Genomic DNA, 18934 nt, shown 5'->3' with positions numbered 1-18934 from the left:
TTCGACACCTGGATGCTCACTCCCGTTCAGCAACCGTCCAATCATCGCCGCCCTACAGCTGACGACTGTACAAATTGTGAGATTCACAAGGGTACAAGCGTGTCGGAGCCGGGTACACCGGATTCACCGGGGAATCCCCCGGAGGGGACATCGACCAGCAGCTGACCTGCTGGTTCTTCACCGGCCGCAGCCGCCCGCACGCTACTTCCGTGCGCCCACGGCCCGGCATCGCGCATCCACCTTCACCGAACTGCAGCCGCCATCCCGGCACACAGAGTGAAAGGAGCCTCCGGTGAGCAATGAAGCTACCGGGGCGAACGCCCGATCCACAGGAGCCGACGCGGGTCCGCTCGGATACCTGGCACTCGGACTGACCCTACTCGCGTACGGCCTGCTGGCCACCGGCATCTTCAGCGGTGCCGGAGTCAAGGACGCAGCCTCCCTCGCCCACCTCGTCGGCGGACTCGTACTGTTCATCGCCGGCCTGTGGCAGCTCCGCGGCGGCGAGGCCTTCACCGGCATCGCCTTCACCAGCCTGGGTGCCTTCTGGGCGACCTGGTCGGCCGCGGGCGGAGCGGGCAAGAACGCCGCCGGCCTCTTCTTGCTCCTCTGGGCACTGCTCGCACTCACCCTGACCGCCGCGAGCTGGCAGTCCGGGCTCTTCAGCCGCGCCGTGTACGGGCTGCTGACGGTCTCGCTGCTGCTCAGCGCATTCGCCACCTTCGGCAGCAACGACGGGCTCGCCAAGGTCGCGGGCTGGGTCGCCGCGGCTTCCGGCCTGGTCGCCTGGTACTGGGCCACCGCCACGCTGACCAACAGCGGGTGGGGACGGGCCGCGCTGCCGGTGAAGTAACGCACACGCAAGGGTGGTTGGCCGGGCCTCGTCCGCGAGGCCCGGCCCACCACCGTGCGTACGCTTCTCTGCTCAGCCACCGACGGAGGTCCGCTGAGGCTCCGCCTCCCGGATGCCTCCGGCGTCCCCCTGCCCGCCGGAGCGCCAGCCACTGAAGGCATGCTGGACGAGGTAGGCGATCAGGAGGAGCGCGACGGCCACCAGTCCGTCCGCCCAGAAGTGGTTGGCGGTCACCACGACGACGAAGACCGTGAGGAGCGGGTGCAGCACCACCAGCCAGCGCCAGGGCCCTCGGGCCACCTTCACCACGGCCACAGCCACGATCACGCACCACGCGACATGGACGGAAGGCATCGCGGACAGCTGATCCGCCACCACCCCGCCCACCGCCCCGCCGTACACCGACTGCCCGTACTCGGCCGCCACGTCGACGAACCCGTTGCCCGGCAGCATCCGGGGTGGCGCCACCGGGATGAACTGGATGGTCAGACAGGCGGCGGTGGTCAGCACGACGGTGGTCCGCACCCAGGAATAGCGTTCCCGATGGCGGGCGAAGACCCAGACCAGGAGCGCGATCATCACCGCGAAGTGCATGGTGGCGTAGTAGTAGTTGCTCGCCGCGATCAGCCACGCGTGCGGAGTGACGGCCCGCTGCCAGGCCGCCTCGTCGGGGAAGCCCAGGCGCAACTCCGTGCGGTGGATCCAGTCCGCCCGGTCGAGGGCGTGGTCCGGGCTCACCAGGGAGAGATGGCCGACCAACTGCCAGAGCGCGAAGAGCGCAAGCAGGGTGCCCGCCTCACGCAACACGGTGGCGGCAGGCAGGCGATTGGCGCGCTTGACCGCATACGCCGCGCCGAACAGCGCCGCGGACGCGCCGCCGGCGGTCTGCCACGTGAGGGTCAGGTTCTGCATTGGCAGAGGTTAACGCAGGCTGCGTTCAGCACCCAGGGCGTTCCACCCATCGGCCCTGCCGGCGGGGTGGGGGGCGCGGGCCGGCCTTACGGCCGGCTCCGGAAATGCAGAAAGCCCCCTCCCGTTCCCGGGAGGGGGCTTTCTGTGAATGATTGTTCGGCGACGTCCTACTCTCCCACAGGGTCCCCCCTGCAGTACCATCGGCGCTACGAGGCTTAGCTTCCGGGTTCGGAATGTAACCGGGCGTTTCCCTCACGCTATGACCACCGAAACACTATGAAACCGTTGACCGCACCACACCGTGACCTGGTGTGGGGTCGTTGTTTCAGAACAACACAGTGGACGCGAGCAACTGAGGACAAGCCCTCGGCCTATTAGTACCGGTCAGCTCCACCCCTTACAGGGCTTCCACATCCGGCCTATCAACCCAGTCGTCTACTGGGAGCCTTACCCTCTCAAGGAGGTGGGAGTGCTCATCTCGAAGCAGGCTTCCCGCTTAGATGCTTTCAGCGGTTATCCCTCCCGAACGTAGCCAACCAGCCATGCCCTTGGCAGGACAACTGGCACACCAGAGGTTCGTCCGTCCCGGTCCTCTCGTACTAGGGACAGCCCTTCTCAACACTCCTACGCGCACAGCGGATAGGGACCGAACTGTCTCACGACGTTCTAAACCCAGCTCGCGTACCGCTTTAATGGGCGAACAGCCCAACCCTTGGGACCTACTCCAGCCCCAGGATGCGACGAGCCGACATCGAGGTGCCAAACCATCCCGTCGATATGGACTCTTGGGGAAGATCAGCCTGTTATCCCCGGGGTACCTTTTATCCGTTGAGCGACGGCGCTTCCACAAGCCACCGCCGGATCACTAGTCCCTGCTTTCGCACCTGCTCGACCCGTCGGTCTCACAGTCAAGCTCCCTTGTGCACTTACACTCAACACCTGATTGCCAACCAGGCTGAGGGAACCTTTGGGCGCCTCCGTTACTCTTTAGGAGGCAACCGCCCCAGTTAAACTACCCACCAGACACTGTCCCTGATCCGGATCACGGACCCAGGTTAGACATCCAGCACGACCAGAGTGGTATTTCAACGACGACTCCACCCAAACTGGCGTTTGGGTTTCAAAGTCTCCCACCTATCCTACACAAGCCGAACCGAACACCAATATCAAGCTATAGTAAAGGTCCCGGGGTCTTTCCGTCCTGCTGCGCGAAACGAGCATCTTTACTCGTAATGCAATTTCACCGGGCCTATGGTTGAGACAGTCGAGAAGTCGTTACGCCATTCGTGCAGGTCGGAACTTACCCGACAAGGAATTTCGCTACCTTAGGATGGTTATAGTTACCACCGCCGTTTACTGGCGCTTAAGTTCTCAGCTTCGCCCGACCGAAATCGGACTAACCGGTCCCCTTAACGTTCCAGCACCGGGCAGGCGTCAGTCCGTATACATCGCCTTACGGCTTCGCACGGACCTGTGTTTTTAGTAAACAGTCGCTTCTCGCTGGTCTCTGCGGCCGGCCCCAGCTCAGGAAGCAAGTCCCCTCACCAGATCCGGCCCCCCTTCTCCCGAAGTTACGGGGGCATTTTGCCGAGTTCCTTAACCATAGTTCACCCGAACGCCTCGGTATTCTCTACCTGACCACCTGAGTCGGTTTGGGGTACGGGCCGCCATGAAACTCGCTAGAGGCTTTTCTCGACAGCATAGGATCATCCACTTCACCACAATCGGCTCGGCATCAGGTCTCAGACTATATGTCGTGCGGATTTGCCTACACGACGTCCTACACCCTTACCCCGGGACAACCACCGCCCGGGCTGGACTACCTTCCTGCGTCACCCCATCGCTCACCTACTGCAGACTTGGTCCGGCGGCTCCACCACGTCCCTTTGTCCGAAGACTCCGGGCCGGCTTCGCGGCCTTAGCATCACCTGGTTCAGCGTTGGCGCTTCAAAGCGGGTACGGGAATATCAACCCGTTGTCCATCGACTACGCCTGTCGGCCTCGCCTTAGGTCCCGACTTACCCTGGGCAGATCAGCTTGACCCAGGAACCCTTGGTCAATCGGCGCAAGAGTTTCCCACTCTTGTATCGCTACTCATGCCTGCATTCTCACTCGTGTACCGTCCACAACTGGTTTCCACCGCTGCTTCACCCGGCACACGACGCTCCCCTACCCATCACAGCAGGCGTTGGCCCTATTGCTGCAATGACACGACTTCGGTGGTGTGCTTGAGCCCCGCTACATTGTCGGCGCGGAATCACTTGACCAGTGAGCTATTACGCACTCTTTCAAGGGTGGCTGCTTCTAAGCCAACCTCCTGGTTGTCTCTGCGACTCCACATCCTTTCCCACTTAGCACACGCTTAGGGACCTTAGTCGGTGTTCTGGGCTGTTTCCCTCTCGACCATGGAGCTTATCCCCCACAGTCTCACTGCCACGCTCTCACTTACCGGCATTCGGAGTTTGGCTAAGGTCAGTAACCCGGTGAGGCCCATCGCCTATCCAGTGCTCTACCTCCGGCAAGAAACACGTGACGCTGCACCTAAATGCATTTCGGGGAGAACCAGCTATCACGGAGTTTGATTGGCCTTTCACCCCTAACCACAGGTCATCCCCCAGGTTTTCAACCCTGGTGGGTTCGGTCCTCCACACGGTCTTACCCGCGCTTCAACCTGCCCATGGCTAGATCACTCCGCTTCGGGTCTTGGGCATGCAACTCAGACGCCCTATTCGGACTCGCTTTCGCTACGGCTACCCCACACGGGTTAACCTCGCTACACACCGCAAACTCGCAGGCTCATTCTTCAAAAGGCACGCAGTCACGAGACACACAGTAAACTGCATGTCCGACGCTCCCACGGCTTGTAGGCACACGGTTTCAGGTACTATTTCACTCCGCTCCCGCGGTACTTTTCACCATTCCCTCACGGTACTATCCGCTATCGGTCACCAGGGAATATTTAGGCTTAGCGGGTGGTCCCGCCAGATTCACACGGGATTTCTCGGGCCCCGTGCTACTTGGGAAATGAGCAAGCAAGCCGCTGATGTTTCGTCTACGGGGGTCTTACCCTCTACGCCGGACCTTTCGCATGTCCTTCGACTACACCAACGGTTTCTGACTCGCCGACCGGCCGGCAGACCGATCAAGCTCACTCCCACGACCCCGAAACGGCAACCCCTGCCGGGTCTCACATCATCTCGGTTTAGCCTCATCCGGTTTCGCTCGCCACTACTCCCGGAATCACGGTTGTTTTCTCTTCCTGCGGGTACTGAGATGTTTCACTTCCCCGCGTTCCCTCCACATACCCTATGTGTTCAGGTATGGGTGACAGCCCATGACGACTGCCGGGTTTCCCCATTCGGAAACCCCCGGATCAAAGCCTGGTTGACGGCTCCCCGGGGACTATCGTGGCCTCCCACGTCCTTCATCGGTTCCTGGTGCCAAGGCATCCACCGTGCGCCCTTAAAAACTTGGCCACAGATGCTCGCGTCCACTGTGCAGTTCTCAAACAACGACCAGTCACCCACCATCAACACGCACACGCGCATCTCAAGTAGGACCGGCATCTCTGAAGCAACGACCATGACGGCCGTTCCCTCAGGACCCAACAACGTGCCCGACACACCCGACCCATGAACCGTCTTCCACGCACCGAAGTGCAGTACTGGCGGCCATCAACCGAGCGTGCCGAATAGTCAACGTTCCACCCATGAGCAACCGTGCGAGACATTCGCTCGCAGTCGGCTATTGCTCCTTAGAAAGGAGGTGATCCAGCCGCACCTTCCGGTACGGCTACCTTGTTACGACTTCGTCCCAATCGCTGGTCCCACCTTCGACGGCTCCTCCCCTTACGGGTTAGGCCACCGGCTTCGGGTGTTACCGACTTTCGTGACGTGACGGGCGGTGTGTACAAGGCCCGGGAACGTATTCACCGCAGCATGCTGATCTGCGATTACTAGCAACTCCAACTTCATGGGGTCGAGTTGCAGACCCCAATCCGAACTGAGGCCGGCTTTTTGGGATTCGCTCCGCCTCGCGGCATCGCAGCCCTTTGTACCGACCATTGTAGCACGTGTGCAGCCCAAGACATAAGGGGCATGATGATTTGACGTCGTCCCCACCTTCCTCCGAGTTGACCCCGGCAGTCTCCTGTGAGTCCCCATCACCCCGAAAGGCATGCTGGCAACACAGAACAAGGGTTGCGCTCGTTGCGGGACTTAACCCAACATCTCACGACACGAGCTGACGACAACCATGCACCACCTGTATACCGACCACAAGGGGGCGACTATCTCTAGCCGTTTCCGGTATATGTCAAGCCTTGGTAAGGTTCTTCGCGTTGCGTCGAATTAAGCCACATGCTCCGCTGCTTGTGCGGGCCCCCGTCAATTCCTTTGAGTTTTAGCCTTGCGGCCGTACTCCCCAGGCGGGGAACTTAATGCGTTAGCTGCGGCACCGACGACGTGGAATGTCGCCAACACCTAGTTCCCAACGTTTACGGCGTGGACTACCAGGGTATCTAATCCTGTTCGCTCCCCACGCTTTCGCTCCTCAGCGTCAGTAATGGCCCAGAGATCCGCCTTCGCCACCGGTGTTCCTCCTGATATCTGCGCATTTCACCGCTACACCAGGAATTCCGATCTCCCCTACCACACTCCAGCCTGCCCGTATCGAATGCAGACCCGGGGTTAAGCCCCGGGCTTTCACATCCGACGCGACAGGCCGCCTACGAGCTCTTTACGCCCAATAATTCCGGACAACGCTCGCACCCTACGTATTACCGCGGCTGCTGGCACGTAGTTAGCCGGTGCTTCTTCTGCAGGTACCGTCACTTGCGCTTCTTCCCTGCTGAAAGAGGTTTACAACCCGAAGGCCGTCATCCCTCACGCGGCGTCGCTGCATCAGGCTTTCGCCCATTGTGCAATATTCCCCACTGCTGCCTCCCGTAGGAGTCTGGGCCGTGTCTCAGTCCCAGTGTGGCCGGTCGCCCTCTCAGGCCGGCTACCCGTCGTCGCCTTGGTGGGCCGTTACCCCACCAACAAGCTGATAGGCCGCGGGATCATCCTGCACCGCCGGAGCTTTCCACCCACCCCCATGCGGAGGCAGGTCATATCCGGTATTAGACCTCGTTTCCAAGGCTTGTCCCAGAGTGCAGGGCAGATTTCCCACGTGTTACTCACCCGTTCGCCACTAATCCACTCCGAAGAGCTTCATCGTTCGACTTGCATGTGTTAAGCACGCCGCCAGCGTTCGTCCTGAGCCAGGATCAAACTCTCCGTGAATGTTTACCCGTAATCGGGTGAGACACTCGCGTTGAGCGGCACGGCAACCACCGGAATAGGGTGATCCCGCGCACTGCGTCCTCGCTGTGTTTTTACTTCAAAAGGAATCTCCAACCCGGACCGAAGTCCAGGCCAGGGATGTCAACATATCTGGCGTTGACTTTTGGCACGCTGTTGAGTTCTCAAGGAACGGACACTTCCTTCAAAACACTCTCGTGTCTCTCCGGGCGCTTCATTCTTTCGTGTTTCAAGCTTATCAGACGATTTCCGCTCCGTTTTCCGGAGTTTCACTCACCAGACTTACTCTTGCCTTTCGGCGCTCCCGAACTCTAACAGAGTTTCTCGGGCTGGTTTCCCCTCTCGAATTCCATTCGAGAGCGTCCCACCTGCCGTTGGGGCAACCCGGAGAACATTACGCACCGGGTCGCCCCACGTCAAATCGGGGGTCAGACCTCCACGACGACCGGCAGGATCATCGGGCGGCGGCGGTAGTTGTCCGCCACCCACTTGCCGATCGTGCGCCGGACCAGCTGCTGGATCTGGCGCACCTCGAGCACACCATCGCTGGCCGAGCGCTCCAGCGCCTCCTGCAGCTTCGCGACGACGGGCACGAAGGCGCTGTCGTCGATACCGGAGCCGCGGGCCTGGATGGTCGGGCCGCTCACGATCTTGCCGCTGCTGGAGTCGACCACCACGAAGACGGAGATGAAGCCCTCCTCGCCGAGGATCCGCCGGTCCTTCAGCGATGCCTCGGTGATGTCACCCACCGAGGAGCCGTCCACGTACACGTAGCCGGCCTGGACCTTGCCGACGATCTTCGCGACGCCGTCCACCAGGTCGACGACGACGCCGTCCTCGGCGATGACCGTGCGCTCCTTCGGGATGCCGGTCTTGATGCCCAGGTCCGCGCAGGCACGCAGGTGGCGCCACTCGCCGTGTACCGGCATCAGGTTGCGCGGCTTGCAGATGTTGAAGAAGTACAGCAGCTCGCCGGCCGAGGCGTGACCCGAGACGTGCACCTTCGCGTTGCCCTTGTGGACGACGTTGGCGCCCCAGCGGGTCAGACCGTTGATGACCCGGTAGATCGCGGTCTCGTTGCCGGGGATCAGCGACGAGGCGAGCACGACGGTGTCGCCCTCGACGATCCGGATCTGGTGGTCGCGGTTGGCCATCCGGGAGAGCGCCGCCATCGGCTCGCCCTGGGAGCCGGTGCAGATCAGCACCACGTCCTTGTCCGGCAGGTCGTCCAGCGTCTTCACGTCGACGATCAGGTTCCCGGGAACCTTCAGGTATCCGAGGTCCCGGGCGATGCCCATGTTGCGAACCATGGAGCGGCCGACGAAGGCCACCTTGCGCTTGTACTCGTGCGCGGCGTCCAGCACCTGCTGGATCCGGTGCACGTGGCTGGCGAAGGAGGCGACGATGATGCGGCGCTCCGCGTTCGCGAAAACGTTTCGCAGGGCGGCCGAGATGTCCCGCTCGTGCGGGATGAAACCGGGGACCTCGGCGTTGGTGGAGTCCACCAGCAGCAGGTCCATGCCCTCCTCGGCCAGCTTGGCGAAGGCCGGCAGGTCGGTCAGGCGGCCGTCGAGGGGCAGCTGGTCCATCTTGAAGTCGCCGGTGGCGACGACCATGCCCGCGGGGGTGCGGATGGCGACGGCCAGCGCGTCCGGGATGGAGTGGTTGACGGCGATGAACTCGCAGTCGAAGGGGCCGATGCGCTCGCGCTCGCCCTCCTTGACCTCCAGCACGTACGGACGGATCCGGTGCTCGGCGAGCTTGGCCTCGATCAGTGCCAGCGTCAGCTTCGAGCCGATCAGCGGGATGTCCGGGTTCTCGCGGAGCAGGTACGGGACGGCCCCGATGTGGTCCTCGTGCCCGTGGGTCAGGACGATGCCGTCGATCTTGTCCAGGCGGTCCCGGATCGACGAGAAGTCCGGCAGGATCAGGTCGATGCCGGGCTGCTCGTCCTCGGGAAAGAGGACACCGCAGTCGACGATGAGCAGGCGGCCGCCGTACTCGAAGACCGTCATGTTGCGGCCGATCTCGCCGAGGCCGCCGAGCGGAGTGATACGGAGGGCGCCCTCCTTCAGGGCGGGCGCCGCGCCGAGTTCGGGGTGCGGGTGGCTCAAAAGACTCTCCTCACGACGCACGCCATATGCCCGGGGTCCTCCCCTGGAGACATATGGCGTGCGTACTTCGTTGGTTACCTGCTTACTAGGTTTTTGTGCTCTCGCGCCTTGTCTCCGGTCCAGCGGCAGACCCGAGGGGGGTCTGGCGAGCCGGGGCGCGCACGTCTGTGTCTGCTACAGGTGTACCCCGCCGGCGGCGAGATCCTCCTTCAGTTGCGCAATCTCCTCCGTCGTGGCGGAGACCAGCGGCAGCCGGAGCGGTCCGGCCGGGTGTCCCTGGAGGTTCAGCGCGGCCTTGCTGAGAATGACGCCCTGGGTGCGGAACATACCGCTGAAGACCGGCAGCAGGCTCTGGTGGATCGCGGTCGCCTTGGCGACGTCACCGGACAGGTAGGCGTCGATCATGGACCGGAGCTCCGCCGAGACCACATGGCCGACCACGCTGACCACACCGACGGCCCCGACCGACAGCAGCGGCAGGTTCAGGATGTCGTCACCCGAGTACCAGGCCAGGCCGCTGCGGGCGATGGCCCAGGAAGCCGCACCCAGGTCGCCCTTGGCGTCCTTGTTGGCGACGATCCGCGGGTGCTCACCGAGCCGGACCAGCGTCTCGGTGCTCAGCGCGACACCGCTGCGGCCCGGGATGTCGTACAGCATCACCGGCAGCTCGGTGGCGTCCGCGATCGTGACGCTGTGCTGGTAGAGCCCCTCCTGCGGGGGCTTGCTGTAGTACGGCGTGACGACCAGCAGCCCGTGCGCACCGGCGGCCTCGGCCTGCCGGGCGAGCTCGACGCTGTGGTGCGTGTCGTTGGTCCCGACGCCCGCGACGATGTGGGCCCGGTCCGCTACCGCCTCCACCACCGCGCGTACGAGCTGGGCCTTCTCGGCGTCGCTGGTGGTCGGGGACTCACCGGTGGTGCCGTTGAGCACGAGTCCGTCGTTGCCGGAGTCCACGAGGTGCGTGGCGAGGCGCTGCGCGCCGTCGAGGTCGAGACCGCCGTCGGCGGTGAACGGGGTCACCATCGCGGTCAGGACCCGGCCGAAGGGCGTCTGGGAGGTGGAGGTCGGAGCCATGCGTCCAAAACTACTCGTAGGCGGCCGGGGGGTACCTAAGCCGGTCCAGGGTTCGGACAGGTGGGGGGACGACTGCCGGGCAAAGAATGGGATTCCGGTGCTGCATGCTCGGGGGTTCAAGCAGCACCGGAATCCGTGACTTGAGCCTAGGGAGCGGCCCTTCAAGCCGCAATCCAGACATGCCCGGCAAGCCGTCCATATGCCTATCGGCCCAGGTCAGGGCGCGACGCGGCCATGGGTGTTGAAGGCCGCATGGGTGAGCGGCATGAGCTTGGCCCACTCCGCCTCCATCTGCTCGGCGACCATCTCGATCTCGCGCTGCGGGAAGGACGGCACGGTGGCCCGCTCGTCCTTGGTCCGCAGCGAGAGGAAGTGCATCAGCGAGCGCGCGTTGCAGGTCGCGTACATCGAGGAGAACAGGCCGACCGGCAGGACGGCGCGGGCCACCTCGCGGGCGACACCGGCGTCCAGCATCTCCTGGTAGGCCTGGTACGAGGCCCGGTAGGAGGCCTCCATCGCCTCGGAGACGACCTTGGTCTGCTCCGGGGTGCCGTCGACGAACTCGTACCGGCCGGGGCGGCCCTGCTGGACGAGCTTGCGCTCCTCGCCCGGGACGTAGAAGACCGGCTGCAGCTCGCGGTAGCGGCCGGACTCCTCGTTGTAGGACCAGCCGCTGCGGTGCCGGTGGAACTCGCGGAAGACGAAGATCGGCGCGCTGATGAAGAAGGTCATCGAGTTGTGCTCGAAGGGGGTGCCGTGGCGGTCCCGCATCAGGAAGTTGATCAGGCCCTTGGACTTCTCCGGGTCCTGCTGGAGAGCCTCCAGGGACTGCTCGCCCGCCGTCGAGACCCGGGCCGCCCAGATCACGTCCGAGTCGGCCGCGGCGCTGCGGACCAGCTCCACGGTGACGTCGCTACGGAACTGCGGGACCGATCCCACTTCGTCGCTCATGCGCCCGCCTCGCTGCGCTCAGCGGTCGCTTCGCGAAACGCGCACCGCTTGATTGTTCGCTCGCTTCGCTCGCTCACGCGAAGATCCTCCAGAGATAAACCGTCTGTGACGGGCGCAAGCCTAGCCCGCCGAGGGGTGGAGCCTGATGGCGTGCTGCATGGTCTTGCGCGCCCGCGGCGTGTCGCCGGCGTCGGCGTACGCCACCGCAAGCCGGAACCAGACCCGCCAGTCCCCCGGCTGGGACTCTGCCTCGGCCCGGCGCCTGGCGAAGACCTCGTCGGCCGAGGACCGGTCGATCCGGCCGCCGGTGGTGCGCTTGAGCTCGTCCACGGGGAGGCCGCCCTCGGCCTCGAGTTCGCGGGCCAGCTGTTCGCTGGCCCGGCCGAAGCGGACGGTCTGGCGCAGGAACCAGACGCCGATCGCCGGGATGACGAAGGCGCAGAGCCCGATGCCGATGCCGAGCGGCTTGCCGGTGGCGACCAGCTGGACGCCCTCGCCGACGCAGAGCACGGCGACCACCAGCAGGACGCCGGAGAGCAGGAAGAAACCGGTACGCGAGGTCATGCGAGGCTCACAGGTCCAGGAAGTGCTCGAGGCCGAGGGTCAGACCCGGCTGGGCCACGACCTTGCGCACGCCGAGCAGGATGCCGGGCATGAAGCAGCTGTGGTGCAGCGAGTCGTGACGGATCGTCAGGGTCTCGCCGGTGTCGCCCAGCAGGACCTCCTGGTGGGCCAGCAGGCCGCGCAGCCGTACCGAGTGCACCGGCACGCCGTCCACGTCGGCGCCGCGCGCGCCCTCCAGGCCGTGGGTGGTCGGGTCGGACTGCCGGGGCAGGCCGGCCGCGTCGCGGGCCGCCGCGATCAGCTGGGCGGTGCGGGTGGCCGTACCGGACGGCGCGTCCGCCTTGTTGTTGTGGTGCAGCTCGACGACCTCGACGGTCTCGAAGTACTTGGCCGCCTGCTGGGCGAACTGCATGGCGAGCACGGCGCCGATGGAGAAGTTCGGCGCGATCAGGACGCCGATCTCGGGTGCACCCGCGAGCCAGTGGTCGAGTTCGGCGAGCCGGATGTCGTCCCACCCCGTGGTGCCGGTGACCACGTGGATGCCGTTGTGGACGCAGAAGTCAATATTCCGCATCACGGCATCCGGGTGGGTCAGCTCGACGGCGACCTGGGCACCGGACTCGACCAGGGTCTCCAGCTTGGACCGGCTGTCCAGGGTGGCGACCAGCTCCAGGTCGGGAGCGGCCTCGACGGCCTTCACGGCCTCGGAGCCGATCCGGCCGGTGGCGCCGATCACGGCAACGCGCAGAGTCATCTCAGGTGTCCTCTCAGACCAGCAGGTCGGCGAGCCTGGCGGCCCGCTTGTCGTTGATCGGGCCGATCAGCGCGAGCGACGGCCGGTACGCACCCAGCACATCACGCGCCACCGCCTGGACGTCGTCCAGGGTCACGGACGCGATCTTCTCCAGCATGTCGTCGACCGACAGGTGGTGGCCGTAGCAGAGCTCGGCCTTGCCGATCCGGTTCATCAGCGAGCCGGTGTCCTCCATGCCGAGCACGGTGGAGCCGGAGATCTGCCCGATCGCCCGGTGCAGCTCCTCCTCGGTGATGCCGCTCTCGACCACCCGCGCGAGCTCCTCGCGGCAGATCTTCAGCACCTCCTCGACCCGCTTGGGCTGGCAGCCCGCGTAGATGCCGAACAGACCGCTGTCGGCGTACGAGGAGGAGTACGAGTAGACCGAGTACGCCAGGCCGCGCTTCTCCCGGATCTCCTGGAAGAGCCGCGAGCTCATTCCGCCGCCGAGGGCCGCGTTGAGCACGCCCATCGCCCAGCGGCGCTCGTCGTGCCGGGGCACGCCGGGCGTGCCGAGGACCAGGTGGGCCTGCTCGGTGGGGCGGTTGAGCACCTCGATGCTGCCGGCCGTACGGAGTGCCTTGACGCCCTTGCGGACCTCGGCCGGGTGCCCGGTGGACTTGGCGAGCACTGGCGCGAAGGCCTGCTCGACGAGCCGTACGACCTTCTTGTGGTCGAGGTTGCCGGCCGCCGCGACGACCAGCTGCTCGGGCTTGTAGCGGCGGTGGAAGAAGCCGGCGATCTGCTCCCGGGTCAGGGCCTTGACCGTCTCCTGGGTGCCCAGGATGGGCCGGCCGAGCGGCGAGGAGCCGTAGATGACCTTGGCGAAGAGGTCGTGGACCACGTCGCCCGGGTCGTCCTCGGCCATCGCCATCTCCTCGAGGATGACGCCGCGCTCGGCCTCCACGTCCTCGGGCCTGATCAGCGAGCCGGTGAGCATGTCGCAGACCACGTCGATGGCCAGCGGCAGGTCGGTGTCGAGCACCCGCGCGTAGTAGCAGGTGTTCTCCTTCGCGGTGAAGGCGTTCATCTCGCCGCCGACCGCGTCCAGGGCGGCCGAGATGTCCAGCGCGCTGCGCCGCTCGGTGCCCTTGAAGAGCAGGTGCTCCAGGTAGTGCGTGGCGCCGTTCAGCACCGGGGTCTCGTCCCGGGAGCCGACGCCGACCCAGATCCCGAAGGTCGCGGAGCGCACGGTCGGCAGGGTCTCGGTGACGACCCTCAGCCCGCCGGGCAGGACGGTGCGGCGCACCGTGCCGGCGCCGTCGACGCCCTTGAGCAGGGTGCGGGTGGTGCCGGGGCGCTGGTTCGCCGCCGAGGCCTGAGCCAAGGGGGTGGTCCTTTCAGAAAAGCAATGACAACAGGGTGCGGCCCGCACGCTCCGCGAGGGAGGGTGCGGGCCGCGACAGCCTAGCGGCGGATCGTCACTCGGACGCCGAGGAGGCCGCCTCGCCGCCCTCTTCGCCCTCGATGACCGGGATCAGCGAGAGCTTGCCGCGCGGGTCGATCTCGGCGATCTCGACCTGGACCTTGGCGCCGACGCCCAGCACGTCCTCGACGTTCTCCACGCGCTTGCCACCGGCGAGCTTGCGGATCTGCGAGATGTGCAGCAGGCCGTCCTTGCCCGGCATGAGCGAGACGAACGCGCCGAACGTCGTGGTCTTCACCACGGTGCCCAGGTAGCGCTCGCCGACCTCCGGCATGGTCGGGTTGGCGATCTGGTTGATCGTCGTACGGGCAGCCTCCGCCGAGGGACCGTCGACCGCACCGATGTAGATGGTGCCGTCGTCCTCGATGGTGATGTCCGCGCCGGTGTCCTCCTGGATCTGGTTGATCATCTTGCCCTTGGGGCCGATGACCTCACCGATCTTGTCCACCGGGATCTTGATGGTGATGATGCGCGGCGCGTTCGGCGACATCTCGTCGGGCGCGTCGATGGCCTCGTTCATCACATCGAGGATGTGCAGACGGGCGTCCTTGGCCTGCTTGAGGGCAGCCGCGAGGACGGAGGCCGGGATGCCGTTCAGCTTGGTGTCGAGCTGGAGGGCGGTGATGAAGTTGCGGGTACCGGCGACCTTGAAGTCCATGTCGCCGTACGCGTCCTCGGCGCCCAGGATGTCGGTCAGCGCGACGTAGTGGGTCTCACCGTCGATCTCCTGCGAGATCAGGCCCATGGCGATGCCGGCGACGGCGGCCTTCAGCGGCACACCGGCGTTCAGCAGCGACATGGTCGAGGCGCAGACCGAGCCCATCGAGGTGGAGCCGTTGGAGCCGAGCGCCTCGGAGACCTGGCGGATGGCGTACGGGAACTCCTCACGGGTCGGCAGCACGGGCAGGATCGCCCGCTCCGCCAGCGCCCCGTGGCCGATCTCGCGGCGCTTGGGCGAGCCCACGCGGCCGGTCTCGCCGACCGAGTACGGCGGGAAGTTGTAGTTGTGCATGTAGCGGCGACGCGTCTCCGGGGAGAGCGTGTCGAGCTGCTGCTCCATGCGGAGCATGTTGAGGGTGGTGACGCCCAGGATCTGGGTCTCGCCACGCTCGAACAGGGCCGAGCCGTGCACCCGCGGGATGGCCTCGACCTCGGCGGCCAGCGTACGGATGTCCGTGACGCCACGGCCGTCGATGCGGACCTTGTCCTTGATGACGCGCTCGCGGACGATCTTCTTGGTCAGCGCGTTGTACGCGGCGCTGATCTCCTTCTCGCGGCCCTCGAACTCCGGCAGGAGCTTCTCGGCGGCGATCGCCTTGACGCGGTCGATCTCGTTCTGGCGCTCCTGCTTGCCGGCGATGGTGAGCGCCTGGGCGAGCTCGTCCTTGACCGCGTTGGTCAGGGCGGCCAGCACGTCGTCCTGGTAGTCCAGGAAGACCGGGAACTCGCCGGTCGGCTTGGCAGCCTGGGCGGCCAGCTGGGACTGCGCGGCGCACAGCACCTTGATGAACGGCTTGGCGGCGTCGAGACCGGCGGCCACGACGTCCTCGGTCGGGGCGTCGGCACCGTCGGCGACCAGCTTGATGGTCTTGTCGGTGGCCTCGGCCTCGACCATCATGATCGCGACGTCGCCGTCCGGCAGGACGCGGCCGGCCACGACCATGTCGAAGACGGCGTCCTCGAGCTCGCTGTGGGTCGGGAAGGCGACCCACTGGCCCTTGATCAGCGCGACGCGGACGCCGCCGATCGGGCCGGAGAACGGCAGACCCGCCAGCTGGGTGGAGGCGGAGGCGGCGTTGATGGCCACCACGTCGTACAGGTGGTCCGGGTTGAGGGCCATGACGGTCACGACGACCTGGACCTCGTTGCGCAGGCCCTTCACGAAGGACGGGCGCAGCGGGCGGTCGATCAGGCGGCAGGTGAGGATCGCGTCCTCGGAGGGCCGGCCCTCACGACGGAAGAACGAGCCGGGGATCCGGCCCGCGGCGTACATCCGCTCCTCGACGTCCACGGTCAGCGGGAAGAAGTCGAAGTGCTCCTTCGGCTGCTTGGACGCGCTGGTGGCCGACAGCACCATGGTGTCGTCGTCCAGGTAGGCCACGGCGGAGCCGCCGGCCTGACGGGCCAGACGCCCGGTCTCGAAGCGGATGGTACGGGTGCCGAAGCTGCCGTTGTCGATGACGGCCTCGGCGTAGAACACGTTCTCTTCCACCTGGAAGATCTCCTCTTTCGTACGTCTCCCAAGGAGCGTCCCTGCGCTTGCCTGCCGGCAGCCCGGGCAATCTGGGCCGGTCTTCGATCGAAGCCTCCGGGCGTCCTCTCGTGGGACTCCCGGCGGCCACTACCGAGGACCGGCGCCTCTCGGCTGCCTGGTCGGCGGTCGCGTGTGGACGCTCCTCCGGATGCGGGCGGCTTCCGTTTGAAGCCTGCAGCCCGCTCGGTGATGTCGGTACTGCCTCGGTTCTGTCGGCGTTGTGCCGACGCCATGACCGGGCATGCCCTTCACCTTACAAATTCACACCCTACAGAGGTCGTCATTACCACGCGTGTGGAAATACTTCTGTGCGGGGGAACGCTTGTGGAACAGCTTTGCGGATAGCAGCGAGGGGCGGCTCCCCTGGGAGGGGAGCCGCCCCTGCACGGCGGTCTTAGCGGGCGCCACCGGCGGCACCGCGGCGGATGCCAAGGCGGTCGACGAGCGTACGGAAGCGCTCGATGTCCTTCTTGGCCAGGTACTGCAGCAGACGACGACGCTGACCGACCAGGATCAGCAGGCCACGACGGGAGTGGTGGTCGTGCTTGTGGAACTTGAGGTGCTCGGTCAGGTCCGAGATACGGCGGGAGAGCATGGCGACCTGGACCTCGGGAGAGCCGGTGTCGCCCTCCTTCTGGCCGAACTCGGCGATGATCTGCTTCTTGACAGCGGCGTCGAGAGCCACAGCAACTCCTTCAAGGATGTTCCGAGCGATCCTGGTCTACGGCACAGGATCTGAGAGGACTCGGTGTCGTACGTGGAGCGCCGCCGTCCGCGGCATCGGAGCCTGGGGCTCCGGGGCAGGACACGGCTGCGCTCAATGGCCAAGCGTACCAGTGCCCGCCGGTCGGCCCCTCGGTGCCCCTCCCGCCACGGTCCGTGGCGGGAGGGACGAGGGCCGGCGGCGGGCACCGGTCGGGCGGGTCAGGGTCAGACGGCGCCCCGGACCAGGCCGTAGATGTCGAGCACGGCCAGCGCCAGCGGAACGAGCGAGATCAGCATGATGCCGTCCACCAGGTCCAGGATGCGACCCCAGAACGGCGAGACGCCCAGGCGCGGCACGACCAGCGCGATGGCGGTCAGCACGGCGGCGCCGAACGCGATCGAGGCGGACAGCCAGATGGTGCGCAGGTCGGTCTGGGTGCTGCTGGTCGCCGTCACGATGAACAGCGGGGTGTGCAGCGACAGGCCCAGGATCAGCAGGCCGAGGCCCACCAGGCCGGCGATGGTGAGGCTGAAGACCTGCGCGGTGTAGCGGAAGAGCCGGGCCCGCAGCATGGTCGAGACGCCGAGGCCGAGGGCCAGCAGCTCGCCGTACATCTTGTCACTGAAGCCGAGCACGGTGCAGGCGCCGACGATGGTGGCGGAGCAGCCGCCGACCAGGCCGACGAGGACCTCGTGGCCGCGGCGGGCCTGGTGCGCGATCCGCTCGTACTGGACGGTCTCGGCGCGGTTGGTCTCCTCGCCGTAGTTGCGGCCGCGGGTGCGGGTCTGGCCGGGGGCGCTGAAGCCGACGGGCAGGCGGGCGAAGCGGGCCGAGAGCGCGGGCAGGAAGCCGATCGCGGCGACGGCGGCGACGCCGGTGACGGCGGCGATGTGGGTGGCCGGGGTGCCCTCGAGCAGCACGGCGGCGAAGGTCGCCAGGGTGCCGGCGGCGGCCAGGAAGGAGGAGGCGACGAAGACCGAGTCCTTCTCCGGCAGCAGGCCGACCAGCAGGACGGAGACCACCAGAACGGCCACACAGCCGACCAGGAACTGCAGACGGCCGGGGCCGTCGCCGGTGTGGGCCACCGCGATGATGCCGCTGCCGGCGATCAGGGTGTGCGGCAGGGCGCCGAGGCCGAGGGCCAGCGCCGCGTCGTGGTCCTCGTAGACGCGGGCGCGGACACCCGCGAAGGTGACCAGCACGACGGCGGTGACGCCGGAGAGGATGCCCGGCAGGCTGTGCATGTCGTGGCGCAGGTCGGAGAACCAGAGCGCGAAGCCGAGCAGCGCGAGCAGCACGCCGGCACCGATCAGGCCGAAGGCCCGCATCAGGTCGGGGCTCCAGAAGCGGCGGTCGGCCTCGACCGCGCTGGCGATGGCGTCCGCCACGTCGTCGTAGACGGCGGGCGGCAGCGACTCGGCGAACGGGCGCAGGCTCAGCAGGTCACCGTCCCGGACCTGCTGGGCCGCCAGCGGCAGTCCGCTGTCGAGCACGGTGCCGTCGCGGCGGACCAGGTGGAAGCCCGTCGGGGCACCGTCCACCTGGGTCTGCCCGGACAGTCGCAGCACCTCGGGGTAGACGTCCGCGAGCGGGACGTCCTCCGGAAGTGCGACGTCGATCCGGCTGTCCGGCGCCACGACGGTGACCCGGCAGAATCCGGTCGTTGCGTTTGCGCTCACCGGCGCTTCCCCCTCGTTGACTGTGTCTGTAAGTCAGCTAGGCGCCGACCCGGCCGGTCCGGAACTGACACGATCCGGCCAAGAGTTGGCGCGGCGTTACCCTACCGCCCGACAAGACGGTGCTGACTACTGGCCCCCTGCTCCGCCGGGAGACGTTCCGCAAGTCTGCACAACCCCTGCACGCTGCGGTGACAGTCCGCCAGGAGAGGTGCGGACCGCGGGAATTACCGACATCCGGTGAGCTGTCGGTGGAGGCGTACACCGGCTCGTCCCGAAAGCTCCTCAACCTGCCTGACCGGTTTGAACCC

General features: G+C 65.9%; 11 protein-coding genes and 3 rRNA genes. 1 reads left to right on the top strand and 13 read right to left on the bottom strand.

All coding sequences use genetic code 11. From position 1 onward, the window contains the following. Window positions 1–292: 292 nt before the first annotated feature. Window positions 293–853, top strand: a complete 561-nt coding sequence (locus FB465_RS24415) for an acetate uptake transporter (protein ID WP_145793865.1) — start codon at window positions 293–295, stop codon at window positions 851–853. A gap of 72 nt (window positions 854–925) precedes the next feature. Here FB465_RS24415 and FB465_RS24410 read toward each other — a convergent pair whose 3' ends face one another. The 13 genes from FB465_RS24410 to eccD form a co-directional block, all read right to left on the bottom strand. Continuing rightward, entirely contained in the window at window positions 926–1765 is an 840-nt protein-coding gene (locus FB465_RS24410; RefSeq protein ID WP_145793863.1) for a phosphatase PAP2 family protein, read from the bottom strand. Between the two features lie 154 nt (window positions 1766–1919). After that, window positions 1920–2036, bottom strand: a 5S ribosomal RNA gene (gene rrf, locus FB465_RS24405). A gap of 83 nt (window positions 2037–2119) precedes the next feature. Next, window positions 2120–5241, bottom strand: a 23S ribosomal RNA gene (locus FB465_RS24400). A 282-nt stretch (window positions 5242–5523) separates the two neighbouring features. Beyond that, a 16S ribosomal RNA gene (locus tag FB465_RS24395) occupies window positions 5524–7047 on the bottom strand. Together the 16S, 23S and 5S rRNA genes form the textbook arrangement of a ribosomal RNA operon. Window positions 7048–7493: 446 nt before the next feature. Further along, entirely contained in the window at window positions 7494–9179 is a 1686-nt protein-coding gene (locus FB465_RS24385) for a ribonuclease J (protein WP_145793859.1), read from the bottom strand. A 174-nt stretch (window positions 9180–9353) separates the two neighbouring features. Next, window positions 9354–10253 (bottom strand): 4-hydroxy-tetrahydrodipicolinate synthase, encoded by a 900-nt coding sequence (gene dapA, locus FB465_RS24380; protein WP_145793857.1) that lies wholly within the window; start codon window positions 10251–10253, stop codon window positions 9354–9356. 216 nt (window positions 10254–10469) lie between these two features. Further along, a complete protein-coding gene (thyX, locus tag FB465_RS24375; RefSeq protein WP_145793855.1) occupies window positions 10470–11204 on the bottom strand; it encodes an FAD-dependent thymidylate synthase in 735 nt (244 codons plus the stop codon). Between the two features lie 120 nt (window positions 11205–11324). Continuing rightward, window positions 11325–11768: a tetratricopeptide repeat protein gene (locus FB465_RS24370; protein ID WP_145793854.1), complete on the bottom strand. Its 444-nt coding sequence runs from the start codon at window positions 11766–11768 to the stop codon at window positions 11325–11327. 7 nt (window positions 11769–11775) lie between these two features. Further along, window positions 11776–12522, bottom strand: coding sequence for a 4-hydroxy-tetrahydrodipicolinate reductase (dapB, locus tag FB465_RS24365; RefSeq protein WP_145793852.1), 747 nt, complete (start codon window positions 12520–12522; stop codon window positions 11776–11778). 13 nt (window positions 12523–12535) lie between these two features. After that, the gene (locus FB465_RS24360; protein WP_145793850.1) at window positions 12536–13888 is read right to left on the bottom strand and encodes a M16 family metallopeptidase; all 1353 of its coding nucleotides are present in this window, start codon (window positions 13886–13888) and stop codon (window positions 12536–12538) included. 94 nt (window positions 13889–13982) lie between these two features. Next, the gene (locus FB465_RS24355) at window positions 13983–16199 is read right to left on the bottom strand and encodes a polyribonucleotide nucleotidyltransferase (RefSeq protein ID WP_145793848.1); all 2217 of its coding nucleotides are present in this window, start codon (window positions 16197–16199) and stop codon (window positions 13983–13985) included. 436 nt (window positions 16200–16635) lie between these two features. Next, the gene (rpsO, locus tag FB465_RS24350; RefSeq protein ID WP_145793847.1) at window positions 16636–16926 is read right to left on the bottom strand and encodes a 30S ribosomal protein S15; all 291 of its coding nucleotides are present in this window, start codon (window positions 16924–16926) and stop codon (window positions 16636–16638) included. A gap of 245 nt (window positions 16927–17171) precedes the next feature. Continuing rightward, on the bottom strand, window positions 17172–18626 hold the full coding sequence (gene eccD, locus FB465_RS24345) for a type VII secretion integral membrane protein EccD (RefSeq protein ID WP_145793845.1): 1455 nt from the start codon (window positions 18624–18626) through the stop codon (window positions 17172–17174). Window positions 18627–18934 lie beyond the last annotated feature (308 nt).

It is taken from the genome of Kitasatospora atroaurantiaca, from assembly GCF_007828955.1.
Lineage (GTDB): Bacteria > Actinomycetota > Actinomycetes > Streptomycetales > Streptomycetaceae > Kitasatospora > Kitasatospora atroaurantiaca.
The sequence above is the reverse complement of the archived record's forward strand: the minus strand, read 5'-3'. Positions and strand labels throughout refer to the sequence as shown.